Here is a 24,521-nt window from a genome sequence, read left to right on the forward strand (position 1 = left end):
TTGTTCACTCACATTGTCAACGTAAACGCACCGAGAGCGGGCCATCACCAATTCCCGGCCAGATACGGATCATCCCCAACAGAGCACGCAATGTGGTCCAGATTCCGGCCACAATCCATATCCAAAACAACATGCTTTGCGGATGAATCCAATCTACCACAAAAAGAAGCGCAGAACTTGTCAAAACAGCAATGAGCATGGCGTTTCGTAGATAACGATAATCTCCGGTCCCCAAATGAATTCCATCCGTGGCAAAGGAAAGTGCGTTAATGGGTTGAAGAAAAGTAACCGCCAGCCATGCCGGACCGAAAACCATAGCTGCCTCTTCCGGCACCAGCATCCAGACAACGGGTTGCTGACCAAGATACATACCGATGGTCAGCAGCACCCCAGTCCCGAAGCTCCATTTGCAAACCAACGCGGCTACCCTGCGAGCTGTCCCCCGGTCTGCGCGTCCCATAAAATAACCCACCAACGACTGGCCGCTGATAGCAAAAGCATCCAGAAAAAGAGCTAGAAAAACAAAGAATTGGCGGATGGCCTGATGCGCAGCACCGGATTCCGCCCCGGCTTTGGTGGCAAAACGGGTACAGAGCAGCAGAAACATACAGACGCACCCGGTGCGTACAAACATGTCCCCACCGATAACAAAAAGCCTGCGTGCGTCAGCAAAGCTGAATCCGGTATTAAATCCGTAATGCTTGCGAACAACCAACACCGCCCAAACCGCACCGATCCATTGACTGATGGAACTTGCCAAAGCAGCGCCACCAACTCCCATCTCGGGAAACGGGCCTTGCCCAAAAACAAGACACCAATCCAAAACGACATTAATCGCGTTCATCCCCACCGCAATCCACAGCGGAGAGCGCATATCCTGATAGCCACGCAAAGACCCAAAGCAGGCAAGAACAATCAAAACAGCCGGTCCGCCAAGCAATCGGTAACTCATATAATCTACAGCCAGATCACGGACATTTCCTTCCCCGCCCATCATCACCGCAATATTGCTCAGAAAAGGAAAGACAAGGAGAATCAACGCCATTCCCAGCACAGCGGAAATACCGGCCGCCATCCAGCCCAAGGACGAAGCACGCTTGAGATCATTTTTGCCCAGTGCATGGGAAACTTCAGTCTGGGTGCCGATGCCAAGGAATCCGAAAATCCAGAACACGGAAGAAAAGACAATGGTCCCGATACCCAGCGAGGCGAGAGCTTCCGGGCCAAGTTTGGCAACAAAAGCGGTATCCACCAGCCCGGTCAAAGGCTCGGCGACCATAGAGAAAAGAACCGGAATTGCCAGTGTAAGCAATGTCCGGTTCGGTTTATCTTCAAACGGATGTATTTTTTCTGTCATTACTATTTAATATTTTCTTTGAACCACTCTTCAAACAATTCCATCGCACGTTTGCCATACAATTCTTTGCGAACCCGTTTGGGCGCGCGTTTATTCAAAGCAGGCATGAGTCCGAACTGCACGTTGGAGGGCTGAAAATTCTTTTTCTTTTCGCGCAGATGCCCAAGCAATGCGCCCATAGAAGTTTCCGGCGGCGGCGCGGGAAGGTCATTTCCTTTGGCCTGCTCAGCAAGCATGCGCCCTACCCAGAGTCCGCAGGCAGCAGATTCAAGATAACCTTCCACCCCGGTAATCTGTCCGGCAAGATGAATGCGCGGATCAGCCCTTAAAGCCAACTTATCGTCCAGCACTTCAGGGGCATTGACGTAGGTGTTGCGATGAATAGAACCCATGCGCAAGAATTCAACATCTTCAAGACCGGGAATCATGCGAAAAATACGTTTCTGTTCCGGGTACTTGAGTTTGGTCTGAAAACCTACAAGGTTAAAGGCGGTCTTGTCCTTGTTCTCGGCACGAAGCTGAACCACGGCATGGGCCTGCTCTTCTGTGCGCGGATCAATGAGACCGACAGGCTTAAGAGGACCAAAGGATAAAGTTTTCTCGCCACGGTCAGCCATTTCCTCAATAGGCAGGCAGCCTTCGAAATGGATTTCCTTTTCGAACTCACGAGGAACCACCCGCTCACCTTCTTTGAGTTCTTTGATGAAGGTCTTGTACTGCTCTTCGTTCATGGGGCAATTCAGGTAATCATCATCTTCAGGCTTGTAACGGGAACCGTAAAAAGCCACATCCATGTTCACAGAATCGCGACTGACAATGGGTGCGATGGCATCATAAAAATAAAGACGCTGTTCGCCAATCTTGGAGATAAGGCTCTCAGTCAAACCTTCAGAAGCAAGCGGACCTGCGCTAACAACGATCTTTGAAAAATCAGCCAATTCAGGATCATCAAGGGAACTTATTTCCTTGCGGACCACAGTAATAAATTCATTCTGCTCAATAATCTCGGTAACCAGCTTGGAAAAAACCTCGCGATCTACTGCCAAAGCGGAACCTGCTGGAACACGGGCCTGCATAGCTGCTTTCATAAGCACGGAATCAAGGGCTTCCATTTCTTTTTTGAGCACTCCAATGGCTGTATTCAGCTCACCGGAACGCAGAGAATTTGAACAAACCAGCTCAGCCAGACCGGGTAGATGATGGGCCTCGGAATATTTATCGGGCTTCATTTCATAAAGGACCACCGGAACTTCAGCCTTAGCCAGCTGCATTGCACATTCACATCCGGCCAGCCCACCACCGATTATTGCGATTTTATCCACGTATATTACTCCAAAGTCGATTGAATTTTTTGATTATCTAAACTAATAAATTATAGATGTGTTTCGCGATCCTGCCAAATTATACATAACTCATCATTTATGACCGCACCAATCTTAAAAATCAAGAACCTGACCACATCTTTCGCCACTCCGGGCGGAATCATCAAGGCTGTGGATAATGCCAGTCTGGACTTAGGGCAAGGAGAAACTTTAGCCATTGTCGGGGAATCCGGCTGCGGCAAGACCGTACTATCCCTCTCGGTGATGGGACTTATTCCCGATCCACCGGGGCGGATTACCGAGGGGCAGGTCATCTACCGAGATCAAGATCTTGTCCAACTCTCTGAACAGGAAATGCAAAAAATCCGCGGCAATCACCTATCCATGGTCTTTCAGGAACCCATGACCTCGCTCAATCCGGTCTTCAAAATCGGAGACCAGATCGGCGAAACATTGCGTCTACACAAAGGCATGGACAAACAACAGGCAGCTGAAGCCGCTGTTGATGCCCTAAAATTAGTCGGCATTCCCAATCCGCACAAACGACTCAACAATTTCCCCCATGAACTGAGCGGCGGCATGCGCCAGCGGGTCATGATCGCCATGGCTCTGATCTGTTCCCCGGAAGTCCTCATTGCCGATGAACCTACCACCGCTCTAGACGTGACCATCCAATCACAGATTCTGCGTCTGCTGGATGATCTCAAGCACAAAATGAACGGTTCACTCATGCTCATCACCCACGATCTCGGCGTGGTGGCAAGGGTAGCCACACGGGTAGCGGTTATGTATGCGGGACAGATTGTTGAATCCGCATCTATTTCTGAGATTTTCAAAGACCCGCTACACCCGTACACCCAAGGACTGCTGAATTCAGTGCCGAGACTGGGCTGCCGCACCGAGCTCATCCCCATTCCGGGCAATGTTCCGGCACTACTGGACCTGCCGCAGGGCTGCCGCTTCCATCCACGCTGCGAACGGGCATTTAACCTTTGCCGGGAACAGGAACCGCAACTTTTAAGTAAAGACGGCAGGCTGGTTCGCTGCTGGCTGCACGCTTAGATTAACAATCTTAAAATAAATCCTATTTACTATTACTAAAGTTAACGGACGCAACACTGCCATAAATGAGTTGAGAATGAATGAAAACATACTGGAAATTATAAACGTCAAACGCCACTACCCCGTCAGCAACGGTTTGCTGTCCCTCTCAAAAGCAACGGTCAAGGCAGTAAACGGCATCAGTCTTGAAGTGAAAAAAGGTGAAACCCTCGGCCTTGTGGGAGAATCAGGCTGCGGTAAATCCACCCTCGCCCGTCTGCTGACCGGGCTGGAAAAACCGGATCAGGGCAGCATAGATTTCAAAGGACGCAAACTTGATGAATGGACCGCAACCGAGCGAAGCACCATGATTCAGATGGTCTTTCAGGACCCGTATTCCTCGCTCAATCCGCGCCAGCGAATCGGAAAAATAATTTCCGAATCCATGCGCATCCATAAATCCGGTAACAAAGCTGAAATTCAACAACGAGTGGAAGAGCTGCTGGTTCAGGTTGGTTTGAGACCGGAACACCACAAACGCTACCCCCACGAATTTTCCGGCGGCCAGCGTCAACGCGTGGCAATCGCCCGGGCAATAGCCATGAACCCGGATCTTATTATTTGTGATGAACCTGTTTCAGCACTTGATGTATCCGTTCAGGCACAGGTCCTTAACCTGCTTAAATCCATTCAGAAAGAATTCGGAATGAGCTACGTTTTCATTTCCCATGATCTTTCAGTGGTCAGCCATATCAGCGACCGGGTAGCGGTCATGTATCTCGGTCAGCTCATGGAAATCGCCACAGCCGAAGAACTTTATCATAATCCTCAGCACCCTTACACCCAGATACTACTTGATGCCGTCCCGGTCCCGGACCCGGAAATTCAAAAGGAAGATGTAATCATTGCCGGAGACATGCCCAGCCCCATTTCACCACCCTCCGGCTGCCCGTTTCATCCACGCTGCCCTAAAGTCATGGAGATTTGTTCGCAGGACCAGCCTGAACCTAAAGAAACAGCAAACGGACATAAAGTAGCCTGCCATCTGTATTGATTGAAACAGACACGAGATCAAATAAAATAAAAAGGCCGGAGCATCAGCCCCGGCCTCTCAAACGATCAACAAAAAATCTACGTTTACTTAGCGCGTTCATTATAGGCTTTCGCCAGACCGCCGCCTGAAGTTTCGCGGTAGAGGCTCGGCAAGTCATGTCCTGTTTCCTTCATCACTTCCACAACCTCATCAAAAGGAATGCGGTGAGAACCGTCGGAAAGGATAGACATCTGGGCACGAGCAAGGGCGCGGGTGGAAGCGCAGGCATTGCGCTCAATGCAGGGAATCTGCACCAATCCGTCCACGGGATCACAAGTCAGACCAAGATGATGCTCAAGACCCATTTCCGCTGCGTATTCAATCTGACGCAGAGTACCGCCCATCAACTGAGTCGCAGCGGCTGAAGCCATGGCACAAGCCGAACCGACCTCACCCTGACAACCCACTTCAGCACCGGAAATTGAGGCATTGGTCTTGATCACGTTTCCGAAAAGTCCGGCTGTGGCCAGCGCACGCAGGAGATCATTTTCCTTAAGATCATGGATATCCTTAAGATAGCGTAAAGTTGCCGGGACAATGCCGCATGATCCGCAGGTGGGGGCAGTAACAATAATCCCGCCACCGGCGTTTTCTTCTGAAACAGCAAGAGCATAGGCTGTGGTCATACCGGTAAGCTGCATGTCCGGCCCGGCGTGTCTTGTACGGCGATAGTAGGATTTAGCCTGTCTACGCAGCCCAATGGAACCGGGCAGAACACCTTCTTCCTCCAAACCACGTTCAAGGGAGGCTTCCATGACTTCCCAGATTTCCCGCAGGAAATCCCAAATTTCAGGACCCTCACACTGCTCAACATATTCCCAGTAGGTGATGCCCTTATCTTCACAATGAGCCATGATATCGGCAATGGTACTCAAGTCATAGACGGACTCTGCACTGGAAGTGGAAGCTCCTTCCTCACGAATAGCTCCACCACCGACGCTGTATACTTTCCAGTCATCCACGACAGCCCCAGAGTCATCCAAGGCTTCAAAATGCATTCCATTAGGATGCTCAGGCATTTTATCCTCGGCTCTCCAGATCAACTCTGTTTTATCGTCACCAAGGACACTGAGTATGGCCCAGTCAGTAAGGTGTCCCTTGCCTGTGGCGGCAAGACTCTCAAAAAGGGTAACCCTGAACCGAGGTGCATCAGAATGTTTTTCCAAAAACCTTTCCGCAGCCATACGCGGTCCCATTGTATGACTGGAAGAAGGTCCCACTCCAATACGGTACAACTCTCTTAAAGACTCCATCTCTCCTGCCGCCTTGTAAAAATTTATAAATCATCCCCTGAAAACACACGCTGTGTTTGTCTTAATTAGAAACGCTTATATTACGATTTAATCAAATCAGACAACAAAAAAATACTGATCACGTGATCAGTGCCCGCAAAAATAGAACAAAAGAAATATAATTCACATATTTTCCGCTATAACGTCCCTAAACTGAAGCTTAAATAACATGAACGCAAATAAAAAGAAAAAACCTCCAGCGGTGAAACCGGAGGCTTTTAAAGATGCACTTGCAAGCGATTTTTAATCTACCAAACCTTCAGGCAGGTTCTCTACAAATTCCCTGATCTCATCCCGGACCTTACGAAAACAGTCCAGCTGCTCTTCATTAGAACCGCCCCGCTCCGCAATTTCCTTAGCCATTTTCGGCGGGTCATCAAAACCGACATGGACAACTTTGCTGCCCCCCGGAAAAAACGGGCATGTTTCATGGGCGTGGTTACATACTGTAACCACTATATCGATGGGAATATCCCTGAATTCATCGATATGGGTAGATTTCTGTCCTGAAATATCAACCCCGGCTTCAGCCATAACTTTTACTGCGGAAGGATTAAGCCCGTGGGTTTCAATGCCTGCGGAATAAGCATTAACAATGTCACTCTTAAGATGTCTGGTCCACCCCTCAGCCATCTGGCTGCGGCAGGAATTTCCTGTACACAAAAACAAAAGATTTATCTTGTTTGTCATCTATCACCTGCTTGAGTATTTTGCCAAAGAGGAAAACTTAATAAAAAAGCTTCCCGTTTGAGTCAAGCAAACAAACACTGCGTAATACAATTGACACAAGAAAGGCTATTTAAGCATACGGGCCTGATCTTTAATATAGTGGGGAAGTCTGATCTTCCATCTATCCAACTCAGACTGGCTGAAAACAAACTCCCCTTGGGTTGGAATAACGGGCTGAATCGAACTGACTGGTACCCCATCGAGGATTTTCATTACAATCTTCCCGGCAGCACGTCCTTGCACCTCACCGCTTAAAACCATTCCGCCAACAGCCTTATCTTTACCCACACTCATTTCCCAAAAAGCAAAAACAGGGACCGGAGAATTTTCTGATGTCCATCTCAACACTTCTTCGCCATCAATATTGTGCCCATCTTCAAATAAGCGGTGATATAAACCGATGACTATGGCCTTATAGCCATCATTACTAGCTCTCTCCACGGCCTCCTGCCATCTGCCGTAATCTGCAAATGATCTCACATCGGCTTTAATCCCACCAATTACCATACTATCACTGTCGCGGAAAACTGAATGCTTGAAAACTTGAGAAGTGGTTCCTTTATCCAGCAGGATAAGAGTTTTGCCCTCCCCAAAAATAAGCAAATCTTTCAAATACTTAACTGTCCTTTTGTAAAGAGGACGCTCGAGAACACCAGTAATATTTCTACCTAAAGGAGTATAGTTACGGGGATTATTGTTAATTCCCATATATACAACAGGAGTCTCAGTTTTTAAAAAACGTCCAGCTAAAAGCATCAAAGCATTATCGTCTGAAATCACAACCACATCCGGGTTTATTTTCAAATAATACTGCCAAGCAAGCTCAGCCTTTTCCAAATATTGAGCCGCAGTGACTCGTTTAGTATCCATCTGAAAATTGCACAGCTCAACCTGATCCTGAAATACAGACTCAAGCCCTGCTCTCTGTTCTTGATCCCAAGCATACTCAGCATGATAACTCTCAATAAAGAGCACCTTCGGTTTTGCCTGAACAGTTGTCACACACAAAACCAGTATGAAAAATACAAACGAACAAATTTTCTTTAGCATATCGTCCCTAAAAATTATTTCATTCTAAAAATCAATTAACCACCCAGACAGTACAACCTACAGCAGACTGGACAATCTTGGTAGAAACTGAACCAAACAGGAACTCTTCAGCCTTGCTGACCCCGCGCCGACCTATGACAATAGTACCGTAGCCACCCTCTTCACGAATACGCAAAATATCCATACCGATACTGCGTCCGGTAGAGCAAATGTCTGTTTCATGAAACGGAGACTTACAGCTTGCAAAATACTCAGCTCTCACCTCTTCCGGGTTAACTCCCATGGAAATTAGACTTTTCTCAGCTTCAGCCAGCTTTGCCATCATGGTATGCTCATTTTCACCGCACTGCTTTTCCCAGGCTTCATCATCCGGGAAAACATCCTTATCCGGTAACCTCTCCACATAAAGAAGGACAATCTCTCCACCGGAACAATTTCGGGCAACATTACCCACATATTCCACCGCCTTGAATGAATTGTCAGAACCGTCAAAAGCAACCAGCATCTTCATGGATTTCATTTAGATTTCCCTCCTGCTGTTTTAAGCAGCACGAAATTACTTATAAGCCACGTATTTCCTTTAAACTATTATTCATATCCAACATCAATTCATCCACGCTCTCATAAAAAACAGAACTGGAAGATGAAAAATGCATAAGTATATTATTCAATGATGGCGGAATGTAATCATAAATCTTGCGCAGATTAACAATCCGGTTCCCTATTACCACCGAATAATCACCCGGGCTTATTCCCGAAAGCATGGATGGATCAACGTTATAATCTTTCATGGTCTGAGGAGTGAAATTTGCTTTCCCCACAAGATAAATCAAAATGCTCCCCAATCCGAACACATCAAGACCGAAAGGGTTTTCATAGAGTTCAAAAGCATAATCAAAATCAATCCACCTGTAATCTCCGGTTTCGTACTCAACCCAAAGATGATCTCTACGGATATCGCCATGCTTTTCATCATTATCGTGCAGGAACTTAATAGCCTCACAAGCACCGATGTATTTCTCTAAAATATCAGGAAAATGTTCATGGAAGTAAGTGCGATGATCCACAGGAATATTATGAACCCATACATCGAGACGCTTGCCACGGATAATATCCAGCACCCGCACATTGTTCCCGACAGAATCATTCGCCGAATAGCCCTGCATAAATCGCATGTCGCCCCGGACCAGATCAAGTATTCGGGCCTCCTTGCGCGGACTCCTGAAACACTCGATCTTGAACGGGCCGATATTCATAGGAAATTTTTCGTAAAATACAAGCTTCAGGATCTGAGGCTGCTTGTTTTCAAGCCGCTTGCACCTTTTAACCCAGTACTTCGGATCATCTAGGCCAAACCTGCGCTCCATTTCATTCTTGGAAACAAGGAAATGCTCATCCCCAAGCTTAATAACATCACTGAAATCAATATTCATGAATTCGGTGGTATCAATATACAAATTCCCGAAACGGGAACTGCTGTAATCAGGCAGATGCGTCTTTATCAGGTCCCGGACTTCCTTGCTCATATCCACTCCCGCGGTTCAAGCTGTTCAGCAAATCCACTTCTGTCCTTACTTAATATCTAACACACCACCATCAATAATGAAAGAAAAACAGAGAAAAGTAGAGCGCGCCGATATGAATCCAACTTAAATATATTGTCAGTGACCTCTTGCCTGTTCTGCAATTGTATCTTAAATTCAAGGATTGAAATTAACACTTCAACCAATCCATTCTCAACAGAGGATTTCTTGACCCAAAAACATTATTCACTGGATGAACTTGGCTGGAAGGACTGCTTCAAAGACCAACTCGACATGGACAACGACGAAATGGTTCCCGCAAGGGTTACCATGACCCACAAGGGGCATTTGGTTGTTTCCACCGGGCAGTCCGAGCTGCTGCTGAAAATTGCCGGAAAAGGTATAGGCAGCTTAAACGAACAACCCACTGTAGGTGACTGGCTACTCATGGATCGCAAAACCATGGTGCCTGTACAAGTTCTTGAGCGAACCAGCCTGCTCCAACGTATGGCCCCCGGGCAGGAAGTAAAACTACAGCCCATTGCCGCCAACATCGATACACTTTTCATTGTTTCTTCCTGCAACAGCGAATTCAACTTGAACCGCATAGAGCGTTACATCTGCCTTGCCCTTGAGGCCGGAGTAAATTTTGTGCTGGTGCTGACCAAGGAAGATCTGACAGAAGAAGCGCAGGAATACCGCAAACAGGCTAAGCACCTTTTTGAAGGCATGCCCATCGCGACCATCAACGGTAAGGATCCGCAAAGCGTGGAATCCCTGCAAAAATGGTTCAAGCCCGGAGAAACCGTGGCTCTGCTCGGTTCATCCGGGGTTGGTAAGACGACCCTGCTCAACACCATCAACGGCACTGAGAAAGAAAAGACCGGAGCTATTCGCTCAGCTGACGAAAAAGGTCGCCACACCACGACCACCCGCTCCCTACATGTAATGCCATCAGGGGCACTGCTTATCGACGTTCCGGGTATCCGTGAATTGCAGCTTCATGATTGCCATGCCGGCATTAACCGGGCTTTCAACGAAATAGTGGAAGCAGAAGAAATGTGCCGCTTTTCAGATTGCAGCCACGAACGAGAACCGGGCTGCGGGGTTCGTGAAGCCCTCGAAAGTAAGACCATCACCCGCCGTAGGCTTGAAAACTACTTGAAACTGAAAGAAGAAGCCGAAAAGAACACTGAGGAAATAGCTGAACGAGCGAAACGACTGGCCGGAAAAAAGAAAAAAAACTATTCGCGCAAGTGGCGCAAATAATAAAAAGGCAGTCCATCAGGCTGCCTTTTTATTGGTTCATCCGGTTCAATTGTAGATGTGCCTCGTGTGCAGTGCCGAAACTCCTGTAAAATTATTTTTCAACCAAAACATCAACTTGCGTTTCTGCAAACTCCGCCTTTGCAGCCTTTTTCCTGCTTTTATCTCCTTTAAGCACAGCAAGTCCTCGTGTTTTTCTTCCAAGATCAGAAATTTCATTATCAATGACCAGCAAATCTCCTGACCTTTGCCCCAGATAGCTGTTCATGGGACTGGTGGAGGTATAAAGGAGAAGCTTCTCTTTACCCAGCGGCGGTGTAACCTGGAGGGAGAACCGATCACTCTGTCCGGGAATTTCGTAAATCACACCGCCATCATACTTAATTGAACTGCCGGACGGGGTCACCTCTATGAGGTTGCCTTCAGCATCTTTATAAACTGCGCGGGCATAGAAAGGCTTATTGCCCCGGAAATAGAACTTCATGAAGTCGCCCAGCTTGTATGTATCTTTATCGGTCCAGAGTTCTACAGTGAGAGGAGCACGAGGATTATTCATGGCCTTTTGGTGAGTACTATCTCCCGTGGTCGATTCGGCAGGTATTATCTCGGCTTTAATCTTGATTTTATAGCACTGGTCGAGATAGCCGCTCTTATCCTTTGACTGGGTCCATCCTTTTTCAAGTTCCTCAATCACCTTGACAGTAGCCCGCGAATAAACATCAATCAGGTCTTTACTGAGCTTTCCCTTATCTACACTTGTTTCTCTTGAAACATAGGTACTGACCCGTTCGGAAGCAGTCTGTTTGGCATCATCCAAGGCAAGTTTGCGCACCTGAGTACGCGTGCGGTCAAGCCCCAGACAAGCCATACCTTCCGCTTCTATAAGTACGGATGATTTAGAAATTTGCTTTTCTCCACCGGCCAGGACAGGAGCTGTCAGACATAGAGCCATAAATCCAAGGAGAAAAATCCGAATATGCTTTTTCATGATTTATCCTCCTTACATTACCTTTCAATCAGATCTTCGACCAAATCGCCCAGTCTTCCGGTTTTCAAATGTAATCTCAAACACACCTCAGCGTTACCTGTAGCTGGGTTATATTGTTCCCCGCAAATGGAAGAGAACTTCACAAACCCCTTAGCCTTGGTTTGAATTATATCACCCTGAACCTTGCCTTCTTTGACAAGTGTATTTCGTTCAACTTCAATCCCTTCCACAATCTCAACCAAACGAGCCTGTGCCACAGCCCGTGCGGCCAACAAAGCCATGGACTTGGATTCGCCATTTCCCCGACCTACGACCTGAAAATACCCTTTATAGAACGCCTCTTCTTTATCAGATATTTCAATATAACTCGTGGCGAACTCAGGTGTTGCTGAAGCAGTATTCTTTTTACAGGCAGAAAGAGTGGTAATTAGCAAGAGAGCAAGAAGATAATAGTGAAAACGTTTCATGACTTGTCCTTTTGTATAAACAATCTCAATTATCCTGAAAACACCAGACAATACAGCAACATTAAAGCTATAATCTAATATTTTAATAAATAAAAACCCAGTACAAGCAATTACTCTTGCCCGGACGGAGCCTCCAAAAAATAAAAACGATCAACCAGCGAGGAGGACTCCCACGGCACCTGTCCTCCCCCGGTTTCCTGCACCACGCCCTTCCGCGTGTAAAAAAAGACGTCGCTAATATCGAGCCCCGGCTGCATCAGAAATTGAAGCAGATACTTCGTGTAAACGCCGTTGCGACCACTGCCGTCCGCAGCCACGGAACCTGGGGCGGTAGAATAGGCCACAATGGACCCGGTAGGCGCGTCCATACGTGCCAGCCCCCTCTGCGCCGAACGAAAACTACGGGCAAAGGGATTGTTACGGCAGGCATCAAGGATGACTATATTAAGCGCATTACCAGCATCCTCCATCTTGCCAAGGATACGTCCTGCATCCAGACATTCGTAACGAACATCGGATTCGGACTTTACAGTCGCGTCTACGGGAATGAGATAGTTCCTGCCGCCAACCTGCATACCATGTCCTGCGTAATAGAAAAGGCCCACGCCGCCCTTTTGCAAGCTAGCGTAAAATCGGTCCATGGCCTGCTCCATATCGCGCAGCCTGCCGTTATTGACCAGAATGACATTGAATCCCAACCGGCGCAGGGTGTTGCCCATATCCCTAGCGTCATTAGCCGGGTTCTTCAAAGGGGCGTTCTTATACGCACTATTGCCGATAACCAGAGCATAACGCTCCCCCTTTACCGCTACCGGAGCAGGAAGAGGCGCTACCACCACTATCGGTGCAGTGACAGCTTCAAGGGCGGCGGCCAGCTTGCGTGATGTGTTCAGCTCATTATTAAAGGCCTTAAGAGCTCTTCCCGCAGCCTCCGTGTAGCCGAAGGAGTTAGCCGGAAAGGGGATTACGCCCACACCATGCCCATCGACATCGGCAAGCACCCGGCGATCCCAGTCTAAAAATGAGCCTTTAAGGTCCACCGAACTTTGATCACCTGACGTAGCACCTAGATTCACCTGCATATCAAAGACCATGACCACGTCTAAATTCATGGATCTGGCCTGATCCAAAGAATCGACCTTGACCACTTCCCCGAACGACCGGGAAAGAATATTCTGAAGGTTCTTCTCCACATAGTCTAGATCCAGATCGTTCATAGCCGCGGTATTGGTCAGAATACCTATATCCATGGCCTTGCGAGCCCTAGAAATGAAATCCCGTGACGTCTGGACATTTCCGGAATAAAGCAGCCCTAAACGCACTTCGTCAAAAGCACGGGGCGCGGAATGACTGGTGTTGAGATCAGCCAGTGGATCCTGATACTGCGGTTTGGGAATGCAAGAGGTCAACGCTGCAAGAAGAACGAAAAAAAGGATATAGAGGCGCAACTGACGAATTGTCCTGTACGTGGACGCAAGAGCTTTCCCAAAGATGTGAAGACTAAACATCACTCCCCTCCTATATTACTTTTAATTTAGCAATAAGGAATGGGCGAGGCAAGGAAAAGACATCCTCCAGAGATTGCATCACTTGCCTGTATGTAGGTAGTAAGATCGTTTCAGCACACCAGTTCTGTCAAAACTGAAGTATATCGCTATCGATGAAATCAGCGTGCGCAAAGGGCACAAAGACCTGACACTGGTCATGGATCTGGAAAGCGGAGCTGTTGTTTTTGTGAGTGACGGCAAAGGAGCCAAGGCTTTGCTGCCTTTCTTAGTGTCCAAAACAGCTACACTACAGAATATCTCGCAATGCTTCTTCTGCTTCAGTAAATCTGAAACTGAATCCGGATGAAATAAGTCTTTCCGGCAACACAAACTGCCCGCTGAGCAAAACCTCCTCAGCCATCTGACCCATAACCAGCTTAAGAACAAAAGCAGGGGCACGTAAGCGGATGTTCTTGCCAAGCACCCTTCCGAGAGAATCCGCAAATTGATTAAACGTCAGCGGATGAATGGAGCTTAAATTATAAACCCCGTTGCACTTCTCGTTCTCAATCAGAAAAATTATGGCCCGGACCTCATCCTCAATATGGACCCATGAAACGCCCTGATGACCGTGCCCAAGATAACTGCCCAGCCCGGATTTGAAAGGACCGGTCATTCTTGCCAGCGCACCGCCATTACCCAGAACCATTGCGGTACGGATTATGGCCCGGCGCACACCATGCTCTTCTACCGATACAGTGCTGGCTTCCCATTTTTCAACAACATCAGAAAGAAACAGACCGCCCTTGGGAGAAATTTCATTTACAGGTTCAGGACCGCAGGAACCGTAATAGCCGATGGCCGAGCCCTGAATAACCACCTTCGGTTTATTCTCAGCTCTGGCAACAGCCTCAGTAACCGCCCTGCCCGCATCGAGCCGGCTGGCAAGAATAGATTTCTTCTTTGCTACAGACCAACGCCCGGACGCAATATTCTCTCCGGCAAGATTGACTATGGCATCTGCACCGTCTGCATACTCCAACCAGCCGGAAGAAGACTTGCCGTCCCAAACGACGTTACGCACCCCGGAAATTTCGGACGGACGACTGGACCGGGTCAGACATATGACCTGATATCCTTTTGAAACCAGTTCACGACTCAAGCTCTTTCCGATAAATCCGGTTCCGCCGGTAATCACGACTCGCATGGTTCCTCCTTGCCAAGATCAACATTTTATTTCTTCTATGGGTAGCTGTATGATGAAACAGGTCCATTCACCGGGCATGGACTCAACCTTCATAGTTCCGCGATGATGTTCAGCAACAATAAAATATGAGACTGAAAGTCCAAGCCCAGTTCCCTTGCCCACTTCCTTTGTAGTGTAAAAAGGTTCGAAAACTCTCTTACTCACGCTTTCGTTCATACCGGGACCGTTGTCCTCAATTTCCACCCTGACCAAATCCCCGGCACGCTTTACCCGCAAAATCATACGCGGACCGTCACTTTTATAATCCTTTCCCTGTAGGGCTTCAGCTCCGTTCCTGATCAGATTCAAAAAGACCTGCTGGATTTCATTGCTCTCACACCAGACAGCAGGGACACCGGGCTCAAATTCACGAATAATCTCAATCTGTCTAAAATCATATTTCTCTTTCAGGCTGTAACTACTTGAAACAAGATCAACCGTTATATCCAAAAGCTCCGGCAAGTTATGGCACCCCTTGACCTTATCGCTCTTGCGGCTAAAGCTCAGCATGTTTGATACAATTTTAGCAGAGCGAATTCCGGCTTCAAATATGCTTTCAACTTTATGCGAAATCCCCCGTTTTTCCATATAATTTTGGATCACTTCCATGGTTGTCCCGCATTCCTGCGCAACAATATCATTCTTCTCCAGCCCACAGGAAGTCTGCCGGGTGATATTTTGGACATTCCCTAGAATGATGGCCAGCGGATTATTGATTTCATGGGCCATTCCGGCTGCGAGTCCGCCTACGGAGAGCATTTTCTCATTCTGCATCACCATCTGCTCAAAATTCATGCGATCAGTAATGTCGTCAATCCTGATGACCGCACCTTCCACACCAGGCTGATCCAAAGGATAAATTGTCACATTCTCATAGCGTACACGTTTGCCCACATACCTGCGAACATGCGGATCAACCACCTTCACTCCTGTTCTCAGAGCTTCACGTACCCGCTCAGTCTCTCCGGCCAGACCGGGAACAACATCCGCTAGTTCTTTTCCCAGAACAGCCCCTCGGCTTAAGTCGTAGACATTTTCCGCCTCAATATTCCACTGATTGATCCGGCAGTCCTTGTCTACCCCGATAATCGCAGAAGGCATTGAATTAATTATGCTGGAAAGATAAAGCTGCACCTCCTGCAAATTATGCTCAATGCGATGCCTCTCCCGAAGCTCTGCACGCAACAACTCCGTTTTCTGCCGGACCTTATGGCGCAACAAGACGACCCAGAGCGCGAACAACAAAAGAAAACACAAAAGTGGCCCCAAAACAAAAATGGCATAATGAATTACTTGATCAGCGAAACTCTTACGCTCGTAAATACCGAACCACTTTTCATAAATTTGGTCATATTTCCCGGATTTTTTAATCAGATTCAACCCTTCATTCAGGCGTCCCAACAACTCAGCATTGCCCTTACGGACAGCAAAACAATATTTACTGAAAGCAAAGTCGGCCCCAGTTGTATCTAGATTCTCAAAATCTTCCTCAGCAGCACGAAAAAGATTCTGCATCTTCCCTAGCAATGCAGCATCGTGCTTGCCTGAAGATAATACCTTCAGGGCGACCGCCTGATCAGACACAGGAATGATGGTCGCGTTCGGATAATGTTCCAAAGCGTACTCATGCATAATATCGCTGCGCTGAACCAGAATTTCCTTATCATGCAGATCTTCAAGTCTTTTGATCTCAGAGCCGGAACGCACAAAAATGGTATGGGAAATTATATTATGGGGAATTGAAAAATCGAATAATTCAGTTCTGGCAGGAGTAAAATACATTCCAAGGACCACATCACTGACCCCTTTTTCAAGATTCTCAACAACCTCACTCCAAGGAAGAAGGTTTATACCAATATCCAGCCCGGAGGCTTCCGCTACCGCCCGGATAACATCTACATTAAATCCCTTGGGCACACCGTCATCCAAATATTCATACGGAGGATAATTGTTATCCCCCTCCACAAGAACACTTTCAGCATGCGCAGCCAGCCCTGAGACAAGAGACACAGCCATGCACAACAGCAACAAGAAAAAAAATCTCAACCCTACGCCCTTTCCTGCAATCAAGGTAACTCTCCCAGACTCAATGCGCCAGCAATCCTGCACACCACTACATATCATTTTTTCACTCTACAATAGACCACTCCTACCTGCAATTGTCCAGAATTACCGTAACAAAACCCAATAGAACAACAAAAACCCCGGACAGCCAAAACCGTCCGGGGTAAAAAACAAAATAAAGCTAAAAAGCTATGCAGGCTTAAGAGCCCTGCTGATAAAATTCAAAATTTCCTTGTAAAGACTGGGAGGACTATAAGGGGTGAGCAGATTGGTTCTGACTGCACCAACAAGGTTACAAAGAACAACGGATGCTGTTTCTGAAACAGGAAGACTTGGAATGGACCCATCACGGACACCGCGGGCCACACAGTTTTCAAGCAACACAGGGATCTGAACAAATTTATGAACCATTGCGTCTCTGTCTTCCCCGGTCTTAAGATCACTGTAAGGAGAACATCTAATCAGCACCAAAAAGTCTTCTTCAGGATCTACGGAAAATTCAAGATACCGACGGGCAAACCTGCATACAGCATCATAACCATTCTCGGCCTGAACGACCTCATCCTGCAAAGCCAGAGTCAGACGTTCAGCAACATCAAAACCGGCCGCACGAAAAAGCTTTTCCTTATTTCCATAGTGATGAGAAAGCAGCCCCACCGCAACACCGGCGCGGTCGGCTATTTTTTTGAATGTAGTACCACTGTACCCCAACTCACCGAAAAGCTCTTTGGCCGCTTTTAATACAGTATCCTTTTTGGTCATTATAAAGTCTCGTTATTTCAATTTGTTGAAATTTATAGACACAGAAAAATCTTTACACGTAAAATAAAGCAAAGGTCAACTCTGAAAGTGATCACACCTCTAACTGTAACCCCACAAATAAGTACTTATTCCCTATTCTCCAAAATACTTACCCACTAACCTTTGCCGTAAAGAACAAAAGCCCCTCCGGTGGTGGAGGGGCCTATGCTTTAAGGAATGGAAACGGAAGGTGTTTTACTAAGCTGATCTATAAAAACCTGATATCCGGAACATGTCCGCACATCATTTGCTTTCATCTTGATCAATGCCGATGTCCATCATACTCGGGGAGAGATGCGGGCTTCTCCCCGTGTTGTGTCAAAGTAACTCTTGCAAAGTGCTGCCGAGGTTGAATCGTCATCCAACATTATCAGGCGAAGCTTTCAAACTTTCCTCCGAAAACCCCTACAGTCGCCGGAAGCAGGAAACATACTAGACCTGAAGGCTACGTCAGCCCCTTGCAGACATCTACTCTGAACTCTTTTTCAGAGCGACATCAACTGGAAACAGTATCTACGTTCAGCATCGGTTCCTGTCAACACTTTTTAGCACTTTTTGATCAACGAATCACTTTTACTCATAAACACTTGTTTTAAAAGCCTTAATAAGATAAATATATTTCACCAACAACCATATTAGCCCGACTTAAAGAGAGTAAATACGCCTCTAAAAAACGCTGATCAAGCGTTCAATAGCATCAAAAACAGCAACTTATACAACAGACCGGATATGTACTGTTGCAGCAAACCGCCGCTTAAAGTAATATCCCGTAAACATCCATGAAAGGAGAACAGACATGATCTTTAACAAAATACTGATTCCGGTTGACGACTCCAAACATTCAGAAAGCGCAATCAGCTACGGGGCTTCTCTCGCGGAAATGTCCGGCGGCAAACTCACCATCCTGCACTGCCATCGCCCTGTTCCCACCGGCCTTGGTGAGCCAAACTTTCAAAAAGCAATTGATGATGCCACCCGCGAATCCTATGCCATTCTTGAAAAACAAACCGCTATTCTGAAAGACAAGAGTATTAATTATGAAGAGAAAATCATCGGCGGTTCCATTGCAAAATCAATCAAGACCGTTGCCGAAACTGAAGGCTGCGACCTGATCATCATGGGCTCCAAAGGCAAATCCGACCTTGAAGGGCTTGTTGTCGGCAGCGTAACCCATAAAGTCCTGCACATTGCCGAATGCCCGGTTCTGGTTATTAAATAGCCGCTATGAAAATTTTGCAGGATTACAATCTATAATAAAATGGGATTGTAATTGAGCTTGTTTTCAATTAAGTATTTTAAAAATTATTCGCGGAATTTTAATTATTATTCCCAGCAGACGGAGAGTTTAATGCGGCTTTTGACACGATCAGATTTTGACGGCCTGGCCTGTGCTGTCCTGCTCAAAGAAATCGGAATCATGGACAACTGGATGTTTGTCCATCCCAAAGATGTTCAGGACGGACGCTATCCCGGTGACCCTAACGATATTGTTGCCAACGTTCCTTATATAAAAGGTTGCGGCTACTGGTTTGACCACCACTCCAGTGAAGATGAACGCCTCAACATGAAACTGGACTACCAAGGCATGTCTAAACAGGCCAAAAGTGCGGCCCGTGTCATCTGGGAATACTTTGGCGGTCATGAAAAATTCGGCGATAAATTCGACGAAATGCTTCACTATGTAGACAAGGTGGACAGCGGCGACATTACTGCCGAGGAAGTTGCAGACCCCAAGGGCTGGATTCTACTCGGTTTTATCATGGACCCCCGCACCGGACTCGGCAGGTACAGGCATTTTAATGTCAGCAACTACCAGTTAATGGAACACCTCATTGACTATTGCCGCGAGTTGCCCATCATCGAAATTCTCGAACTACCTGATGTGAAGGAACGTGTAGACCTCTATTTCGAAAGAGATAAGCAGTTCCGTGAAATGCTCAAAAACAGGACCGAGATGTTCAGCAATGTGGCTATTCTCGACCTCCGCGATCAGGATGAAATTTACCCCGGCAACAGATTCACCCTCTACTCCATGTACCCGGAATGCAACATCAGCATCCAGATCATCTGGGGTAAGATGAAGCAGAATACAGTATTCTCCGTGGGACACAGCATCCTCAACCGCACCAGCAAAATAGATGTGGGCAGCGTAATGCTCAAATTCGGTGGCGGTGGACACAAACAGGTCGGAACCTGTCAGGTCCCGCACGAGGAAGCGGACGCAGCTCTCGGTCAAATGGTCGCAATGTTCATGGATAAAAAATAACCAAACAGGAGAACCTGACTGCGACTGTAGTCAGGTTCTTTTTTGCTCATATTGTTTATCTAATATTGACAAAAACGAGTAAGAGTAAATACAAGATAAACATGAAATATCTTTGCGCTGAAACATTTTCCCCGGAAGCAACAACCAAGCTTGAGCTTCCCCTCCTCTTATCTGAAGTAATAGCAGGCTTCCCCTCCCCTGCTGACGACTACATCGATAAAAAAATGGACCTCAATGAGCAATTGATCAGCAATCCGGCAGCAACTTTCCTTGTGCGGGCCTATGGCGATTCCATGCTCGACGCCAACATCAATCAGGGGGATATTCTGGTTGTGGACCGCTCTCAAGACGCCCGCCACAACTCCATCATCATCGCCATATTCAACGGAGAACTAACCGTAAAGAGACTGATGCAACGGGAAGGAAGACTTTTCCTCGCCCCGGAAAACCAGGATTACCCCACACTGGAAATAACCGAAGACACCTCCTTTGAAGTCTGGGGCGTAGTGACCTACATCATCCACAAGGCGGTGTGATGCGGATCTTTGCGCTGGTGGACTGCAACAACTTCTACGTTTCCTGTGAAAGACTTTTCCGCCCGGAACTCAGAAACCGCCCGGTGGTGGTTCTTTCCAACAATGACGGCTGCGTTATCGCAAGATCACAGGAAGCCAAGGACATTGGTGTTCCCATGGCTGCCCCCGCTTTTAAATACAAAAGTTTTTTTCTGCAAAACAATGTCGAAGTATTTTCATCCAATTACGCCCTTTACGGAGACCTTTCTCAGCGGGTAACCTCCGCCCTTGCATCTATTACACCGGACCTTGAAATCTACTCCATTGATGAATCATTCCTTGAGTTTCCGCCCTGCATGCTCCGTGAGCTGCCCGCTATCGGACAAGAAATCAGAGACAAAATTTTCAAATGGACAGGAATTCCGATCTCCGTGGGATTCGGGCCCACCAAAACTCTCGCTAAAATTTCCAGTAGATTCGCCAAAAAACATCCGCAAACCAAAGGGATCTTCAGCCTGTGCGCCAGAAAAGACATGGATAGGTTGCTTGATAAAGTTCCGGTCACCGGAATCTGGGGAATAGGCCGAAGGTACGGCAAAAGGCTGACCACCCGTGGCGTGAACACTGCCCGCGACTTCAAGGATCTGCCCAATTTGTGGATCAAAAAGAACATGGCCGTGACCGGATTACATACGGCACTTGAATTGCGCGGCACACCCTGCTTTGAACTGGACAATTCTCCGCAACCCAAGAAGACTGTATCCTCATCCCGCTCCTTCGGACGCCCGGTTTCATCCCTGCCGGAACTGGAGGAATCGGTTGCTGCCTATGTAGCCCGGGCCGGGGAGAAACTGCGCGAGCAGAATTCACTTGCCGGAGGGGTCATGGTCTACCTGACCACCAACCGCCACAATGATCTGCCACAATACTCCAACTCAGCAACCCGCATGCTCTCCATCGCCACGGACTACACACCGGAACTGATCCGCACAGGACTGCAATGCATCCGTTCCATATATAAAGAAGGATTCAAGTATAAAAAAACCGGAATTGTCCTGCTGGATCTATGTGGAAAATACAACCGCCAAGGCAACCTGCTGGAACTGGAACGCAAAGCTGAATCAGCCCAAAAAGAAAAACTCATGGACCTACTGGATTCCGCCAACACCCGCTTCGGCAGGCGAACTTTGAGCTATGCCTCCGAAGGACTTGAACAACCTTGGAAGATGAACAGAAACTACAAATCACCTGCTTACACGACCTGCTGGAATGAGCTACCTAAAATAGACTAATCCTTAATATTTAAGATATACCAACATGTCTTGAGTAATCCGCCCCATCTCTTAGCACCGTAAAAAACAAAAGTGTAACTCCGATCCTGCTTGCCCATTCGATAACTTTAGGGCATGAAACGAAGTGAAAGTAAAACTCAAAAGCCCTAGTCGGGGAAAAATAAGATTACTGTCTACAAAACTATGAATAAAATATTTACCAGTATCAGGACCAAAGCGACTTTGATCGGCCTGCCCCTGATTATTGCTGCCCTTTTAACAGGCTGCGGCACTAAAAACGAAGCCTCCGGTCTTCACCAGACAGGGACTGTCGCCTTTATGCTCAATCAGGATAAGGCGGCCTCTGTCTATTTTGAAAAGGCAATAGACTGCAACCCGGAATACGGCCCCAGCTACATCATGCTTGGCGACTGCTACCTCCGGGAAGGCAAGTACAAAGAGGCTGTTGAAATCATCAACACAGGCCTCAACCTTGAACTGGAGCAGGGCCACATCAGACTGGCTCACAGAAAGCTGGCCCGGGCTTACAAAGAACTCGGAGATTCCGAGAAAGCTCTCGAACACATAACCATCTACACTCGCATGTCTGTCTGGCAGGACAAATTCACCCCGCAGAAAATTTCCGAAACAGAAATTTTTGTGGCAGAACTAGATCTCCCGGATGAGAAGAAAAACCTTGCGGTAGACAAAATCGTGGAAGAATCCACAAAAGCCAAATCCGGACCTGCTACTGAAGAGGAAGAAAACGACATCATCGACATGCTCAGCTTCGGACTTATTTAATCTTCTTTGCGTAAGCATACTTAATCCCGCATTTTAACTGACAAAATGCGGGATTTTCTTTTTTAAAATTAAACCCCAAACTTATAGACAGCTAAGAAAGTGCCAGATGCAAGGCTATTTCGCAGCCCCCCACAGGGATGGGCTCTTGTAAGCTCAAAGACTCGCTAACAATTAACTTTAAGCCACAGATAGTGCTTTATCGGCAGTCTGAATTTGACTAAGAAGGCGTGTTTGTTTTATCAGGGCAAACTGTAATGAATTCTAGCGAAGTTCATACCGAAAAAAAAGTAACGTCCTAAAAGGTCAACTTTAAACAAAACCACAAGCCTAACCTCTTCAACTGGTTATAATTTTATCTGCAAAACTTGAGCAGAGCCGATTATACCTACGTAAGTGTCAGTTATATTTAGCTTGACAGAAGCCTTATTTGGCTTAAAACGATTGCGTATTTTTTTGAAAAAACAGTTTCATAAAACATTATATATCGAATTAACCAGAAAGACTCAGGAGAGTCGTTTTGAATCCCAAAACAGATAAAGTACTTATTGCTAACCGAGGCGAGATCGCCGTGCGCATCATGCAGGCATGTAAAGATCTCGGACTCAGTTTTGTCAGTGTATACACGGCTGAGGACAAAGATTCCGGACACGTAACCATCGCCAAAGAACTTGGCGGTGAAGCTGCGGTCTATAAAATCAGATCCTACAACGATGCCGGGGACATCCTCTCCGTTGCAGATGAGACCATGTGTACCGCTGTGCATCCGGGGTACGGATTCTTCTCCGAAAACTTCCGTTTCGCCCGCAGGGTAACCGAAAGGGATCGTCCCATGACTTTCATCGGGCCTTCTTGGTGGGTAATCCGCGATCTCGGCGACAAGATCAACACCAAACGTCTGGCAAGAAAACTCGGCGTTCCAACCATCCCCGGCTCTGACAGAGCCATTTACGATGAACTGGAAGCGGAAGAAATTGCATCCAACCTGTTTGAATTCCAGAAAGAACAGGGCGTGCGTAATCCCGTTGTTCTCGTAAAAGCATCTGCCGGCGGCGGTGGTATGGGTATCGATGAAGTTTACTCCATCGAGGAATTCCGTCAGGTTTACCGCCAGATCAGAAACTACTCCCTGCGTACCTTCAATGACGAAGGCGTACTCATCGAACAACGTATCTTCAACTTCAACCACATTGAAGTTCAGATCGTTTCCGAACGCTCCGGCAAACAACACGTCCACTTCGGCACCAGAAACTGCTCTGTGCAGAGTCCCGGCCGCCAGAAGAGGATTGAAGTTGCTCCCGGCTTCTGCCCTGAAAGCATCGCCTATTCCTTTGATGCTAAAAAAGTTCTCGATGACGTCACCGAGCACTCCCTGAGCATGGCCCGCGAAATCAACTACGACAACGTGGGAACATGGGAATGGATCGTAACACCTAAAGGCGCGCCCTTCCTCATGGAAGTTAACACCCGTATTCAGGTTGAAAACGGTGTTTCTGCCGCCATTTCACGCATCAAGGGTAACCCGGACGTAAACCTGATCAAAGAACAGATCAGACTCGCCCTCGGCGATGACATGGGCTACACTCAGGATGACATCACCTTTGAAGGTGTGGGAATCGAATACAGAATCATTGCAGAAGACACTGACGATAAATTCGCACCGTGGGCAGGCAAAATTGAAAATCTCCGTTGGGATGAACATGAGTGGCTCAAAATGCACACCCACATCCCCAAAGACCTGCCCTACCAGATTCCCACAGAATTTGACCCCAACTTGGCACTGGCCATTATCTGGGGCAAGGACCTTGAGGAATCCAAGAAACGCGGACTCGAATTTCTTGATGAATTCGTTCTGGAAGGCAAGGACAGAAAGGAAGTTTCCCTGAAGTCCAACCTAAAGTTTCTGGCCAAGAAATCAACAAACATACTGGAATTCTAATAA

Annotated in this window: 22 protein-coding genes and 1 pseudogene; 10 read left to right on the top strand and 13 right to left on the bottom strand. The window is 47.2% G+C overall.

The genetic code is table 11. From position 1 onward, the window contains the following. Positions 1-16: 16 nt before the first annotated feature. Both D0S45_04400 and D0S45_04405 read right to left on the bottom strand, forming a co-directional pair. On the bottom strand, positions 17-1,357 hold the full coding sequence (locus tag D0S45_04400) for an MATE family efflux transporter (protein TIH18463.1): 1,341 nt from the start codon (positions 1,355-1,357) through the stop codon (positions 17-19). 2 nt (positions 1,358-1,359) lie between these two features. Beyond that, positions 1,360-2,679, bottom strand: a complete 1,320-nt coding sequence (locus tag D0S45_04405; protein TIH18464.1) for a methylenetetrahydrofolate--tRNA-(uracil(54)-C(5))-methyltransferase (FADH(2)-oxidizing) TrmFO — start codon at positions 2,677-2,679, stop codon at positions 1,360-1,362. Positions 2,680-2,778: 99 nt separating this feature from the next. Here D0S45_04405 and D0S45_04410 point away from each other — a divergent pair, with 99 nt between their 5' ends. After that, entirely contained in the window at positions 2,779-3,741 is a 963-nt protein-coding gene (locus D0S45_04410) for an ABC transporter ATP-binding protein (protein TIH18465.1), read from the top strand. Positions 3,742-3,817: 76 nt separating this feature from the next. Further along, a complete protein-coding gene (locus tag D0S45_04415) occupies positions 3,818-4,774 on the top strand; it encodes a dipeptide ABC transporter ATP-binding protein (GenBank protein ID TIH18466.1) in 957 nt (318 codons plus the stop codon). Between the two features lie 83 nt (positions 4,775-4,857). On the opposite strand, the gene D0S45_04420 is transcribed toward D0S45_04415, so the two are convergent. The 5 genes from D0S45_04420 to D0S45_04440 form a co-directional block, all read right to left on the bottom strand. Further along, complete coding sequence (locus tag D0S45_04420) at positions 4,858-6,066, bottom strand: L-serine ammonia-lyase (GenBank protein TIH18467.1); 1,209 nt, start codon at positions 6,064-6,066, stop codon at positions 4,858-4,860. A gap of 282 nt (positions 6,067-6,348) precedes the next feature. Continuing rightward, positions 6,349-6,795 (bottom strand): arsenate reductase ArsC, encoded by a 447-nt coding sequence (locus D0S45_04425; protein TIH18468.1) that lies wholly within the window; start codon positions 6,793-6,795, stop codon positions 6,349-6,351. Between the two features lie 105 nt (positions 6,796-6,900). Further along, positions 6,901-7,884, bottom strand: coding sequence for a hypothetical protein (locus D0S45_04430; GenBank protein TIH18469.1), 984 nt, complete (start codon positions 7,882-7,884; stop codon positions 6,901-6,903). A 31-nt stretch (positions 7,885-7,915) separates the two neighbouring features. Further along, entirely contained in the window at positions 7,916-8,404 is a 489-nt protein-coding gene (locus D0S45_04435) for a universal stress protein (GenBank protein ID TIH18470.1), read from the bottom strand. A gap of 40 nt (positions 8,405-8,444) precedes the next feature. Beyond that, positions 8,445-9,410, bottom strand: coding sequence for a serine/threonine protein kinase (locus tag D0S45_04440; protein TIH18471.1), 966 nt, complete (start codon positions 9,408-9,410; stop codon positions 8,445-8,447). Between the two features lie 225 nt (positions 9,411-9,635). Here D0S45_04440 and rsgA point away from each other — a divergent pair, with 225 nt between their 5' ends. Then, positions 9,636-10,676 (top strand): ribosome small subunit-dependent GTPase A, encoded by a 1,041-nt coding sequence (gene rsgA, locus D0S45_04445; GenBank protein ID TIH18472.1) that lies wholly within the window; start codon positions 9,636-9,638, stop codon positions 10,674-10,676. A 91-nt stretch (positions 10,677-10,767) separates the two neighbouring features. Here the strand turns inward: rsgA and D0S45_04450 are convergent, their stop codons facing one another. The 3 genes from D0S45_04450 to D0S45_04460 form a co-directional block, all read right to left on the bottom strand. Further along, positions 10,768-11,661: a DUF4384 domain-containing protein gene (locus tag D0S45_04450; GenBank protein ID TIH18473.1), complete on the bottom strand. Its 894-nt coding sequence runs from the start codon at positions 11,659-11,661 to the stop codon at positions 10,768-10,770. Positions 11,662-11,678: 17 nt separating this feature from the next. Continuing rightward, a complete protein-coding gene (locus D0S45_04455; protein ID TIH18474.1) occupies positions 11,679-12,128 on the bottom strand; it encodes a hypothetical protein in 450 nt (149 codons plus the stop codon). Positions 12,129-12,238: 110 nt separating this feature from the next. Further along, complete coding sequence (locus D0S45_04460) at positions 12,239-13,636, bottom strand: caspase family protein (GenBank protein TIH18475.1); 1,398 nt, start codon at positions 13,634-13,636, stop codon at positions 12,239-12,241. A 106-nt stretch (positions 13,637-13,742) separates the two neighbouring features. On the opposite strand from D0S45_04460, the pseudogene D0S45_04465 reads away from it, so the two are divergent. After that, positions 13,743-13,901 (top strand): annotated as a pseudogene (locus tag D0S45_04465) (ISL3 family transposase). 21 nt (positions 13,902-13,922) lie between these two features. On the opposite strand, the gene D0S45_04470 reads toward D0S45_04465, so the two are convergent. The 3 genes from D0S45_04470 to D0S45_04480 all read right to left on the bottom strand — a co-directional run bounded on the left by D0S45_04470 (position 13,923) and on the right by D0S45_04480 (position 17,687). Then, the gene (locus D0S45_04470) at positions 13,923-14,822 is read right to left on the bottom strand and encodes a TIGR01777 family protein (GenBank protein TIH18476.1); all 900 of its coding nucleotides are present in this window, start codon (positions 14,820-14,822) and stop codon (positions 13,923-13,925) included. 18 nt (positions 14,823-14,840) lie between these two features. Then, positions 14,841-16,985 carry a PAS domain S-box protein gene (locus tag D0S45_04475; protein ID TIH18477.1) on the bottom strand — a complete coding sequence of 715 codons (2,145 nt, stop codon included), beginning with the start codon at positions 16,983-16,985 and terminating at the stop codon, positions 14,841-14,843. Positions 16,986-17,114: 129 nt separating this feature from the next. Next, positions 17,115-17,687 carry a TetR/AcrR family transcriptional regulator gene (locus tag D0S45_04480; protein ID TIH18478.1) on the bottom strand — a complete coding sequence of 191 codons (573 nt, stop codon included), beginning with the start codon at positions 17,685-17,687 and terminating at the stop codon, positions 17,115-17,117. Positions 17,688-18,522: 835 nt separating this feature from the next. On the opposite strand from D0S45_04480, the gene D0S45_04485 reads away from it, so the two are divergent. From D0S45_04485 to D0S45_04510, 6 genes are all read left to right on the top strand, one after another. Continuing rightward, positions 18,523-18,945 carry a universal stress protein gene (locus D0S45_04485; protein TIH18479.1) on the top strand — a complete coding sequence of 141 codons (423 nt, stop codon included), beginning with the start codon at positions 18,523-18,525 and terminating at the stop codon, positions 18,943-18,945. A gap of 129 nt (positions 18,946-19,074) precedes the next feature. After that, entirely contained in the window at positions 19,075-19,992 is a 918-nt protein-coding gene (locus D0S45_04490) for an exopolyphosphatase (GenBank protein ID TIH18480.1), read from the top strand. A gap of 101 nt (positions 19,993-20,093) precedes the next feature. After that, positions 20,094-20,528, top strand: a complete 435-nt coding sequence (locus D0S45_04495; GenBank protein ID TIH18481.1) for a LexA family transcriptional regulator — start codon at positions 20,094-20,096, stop codon at positions 20,526-20,528. Further along, positions 20,528-21,799: a Y-family DNA polymerase gene (locus D0S45_04500; GenBank protein TIH18482.1), complete on the top strand. Its 1,272-nt coding sequence runs from the start codon at positions 20,528-20,530 to the stop codon at positions 21,797-21,799. Before D0S45_04495 ends, D0S45_04500 begins: the two co-directional genes overlap by 1 nt. A gap of 183 nt (positions 21,800-21,982) precedes the next feature. Continuing rightward, entirely contained in the window at positions 21,983-22,582 is a 600-nt protein-coding gene (locus tag D0S45_04505; protein ID TIH18483.1) for a hypothetical protein, read from the top strand. Between the two features lie 517 nt (positions 22,583-23,099). Then, complete coding sequence (locus D0S45_04510) at positions 23,100-24,518, top strand: acetyl-CoA carboxylase biotin carboxylase subunit (protein ID TIH18484.1); 1,419 nt, start codon at positions 23,100-23,102, stop codon at positions 24,516-24,518. Positions 24,519-24,521 lie beyond the last annotated feature (3 nt).

The sequence above is a fragment of the Marinifilum sp. JC120 genome (assembly GCA_004923195.1).
GTDB lineage: Bacteria > Desulfobacterota > Desulfovibrionia > Desulfovibrionales > Desulfovibrionaceae > Maridesulfovibrio.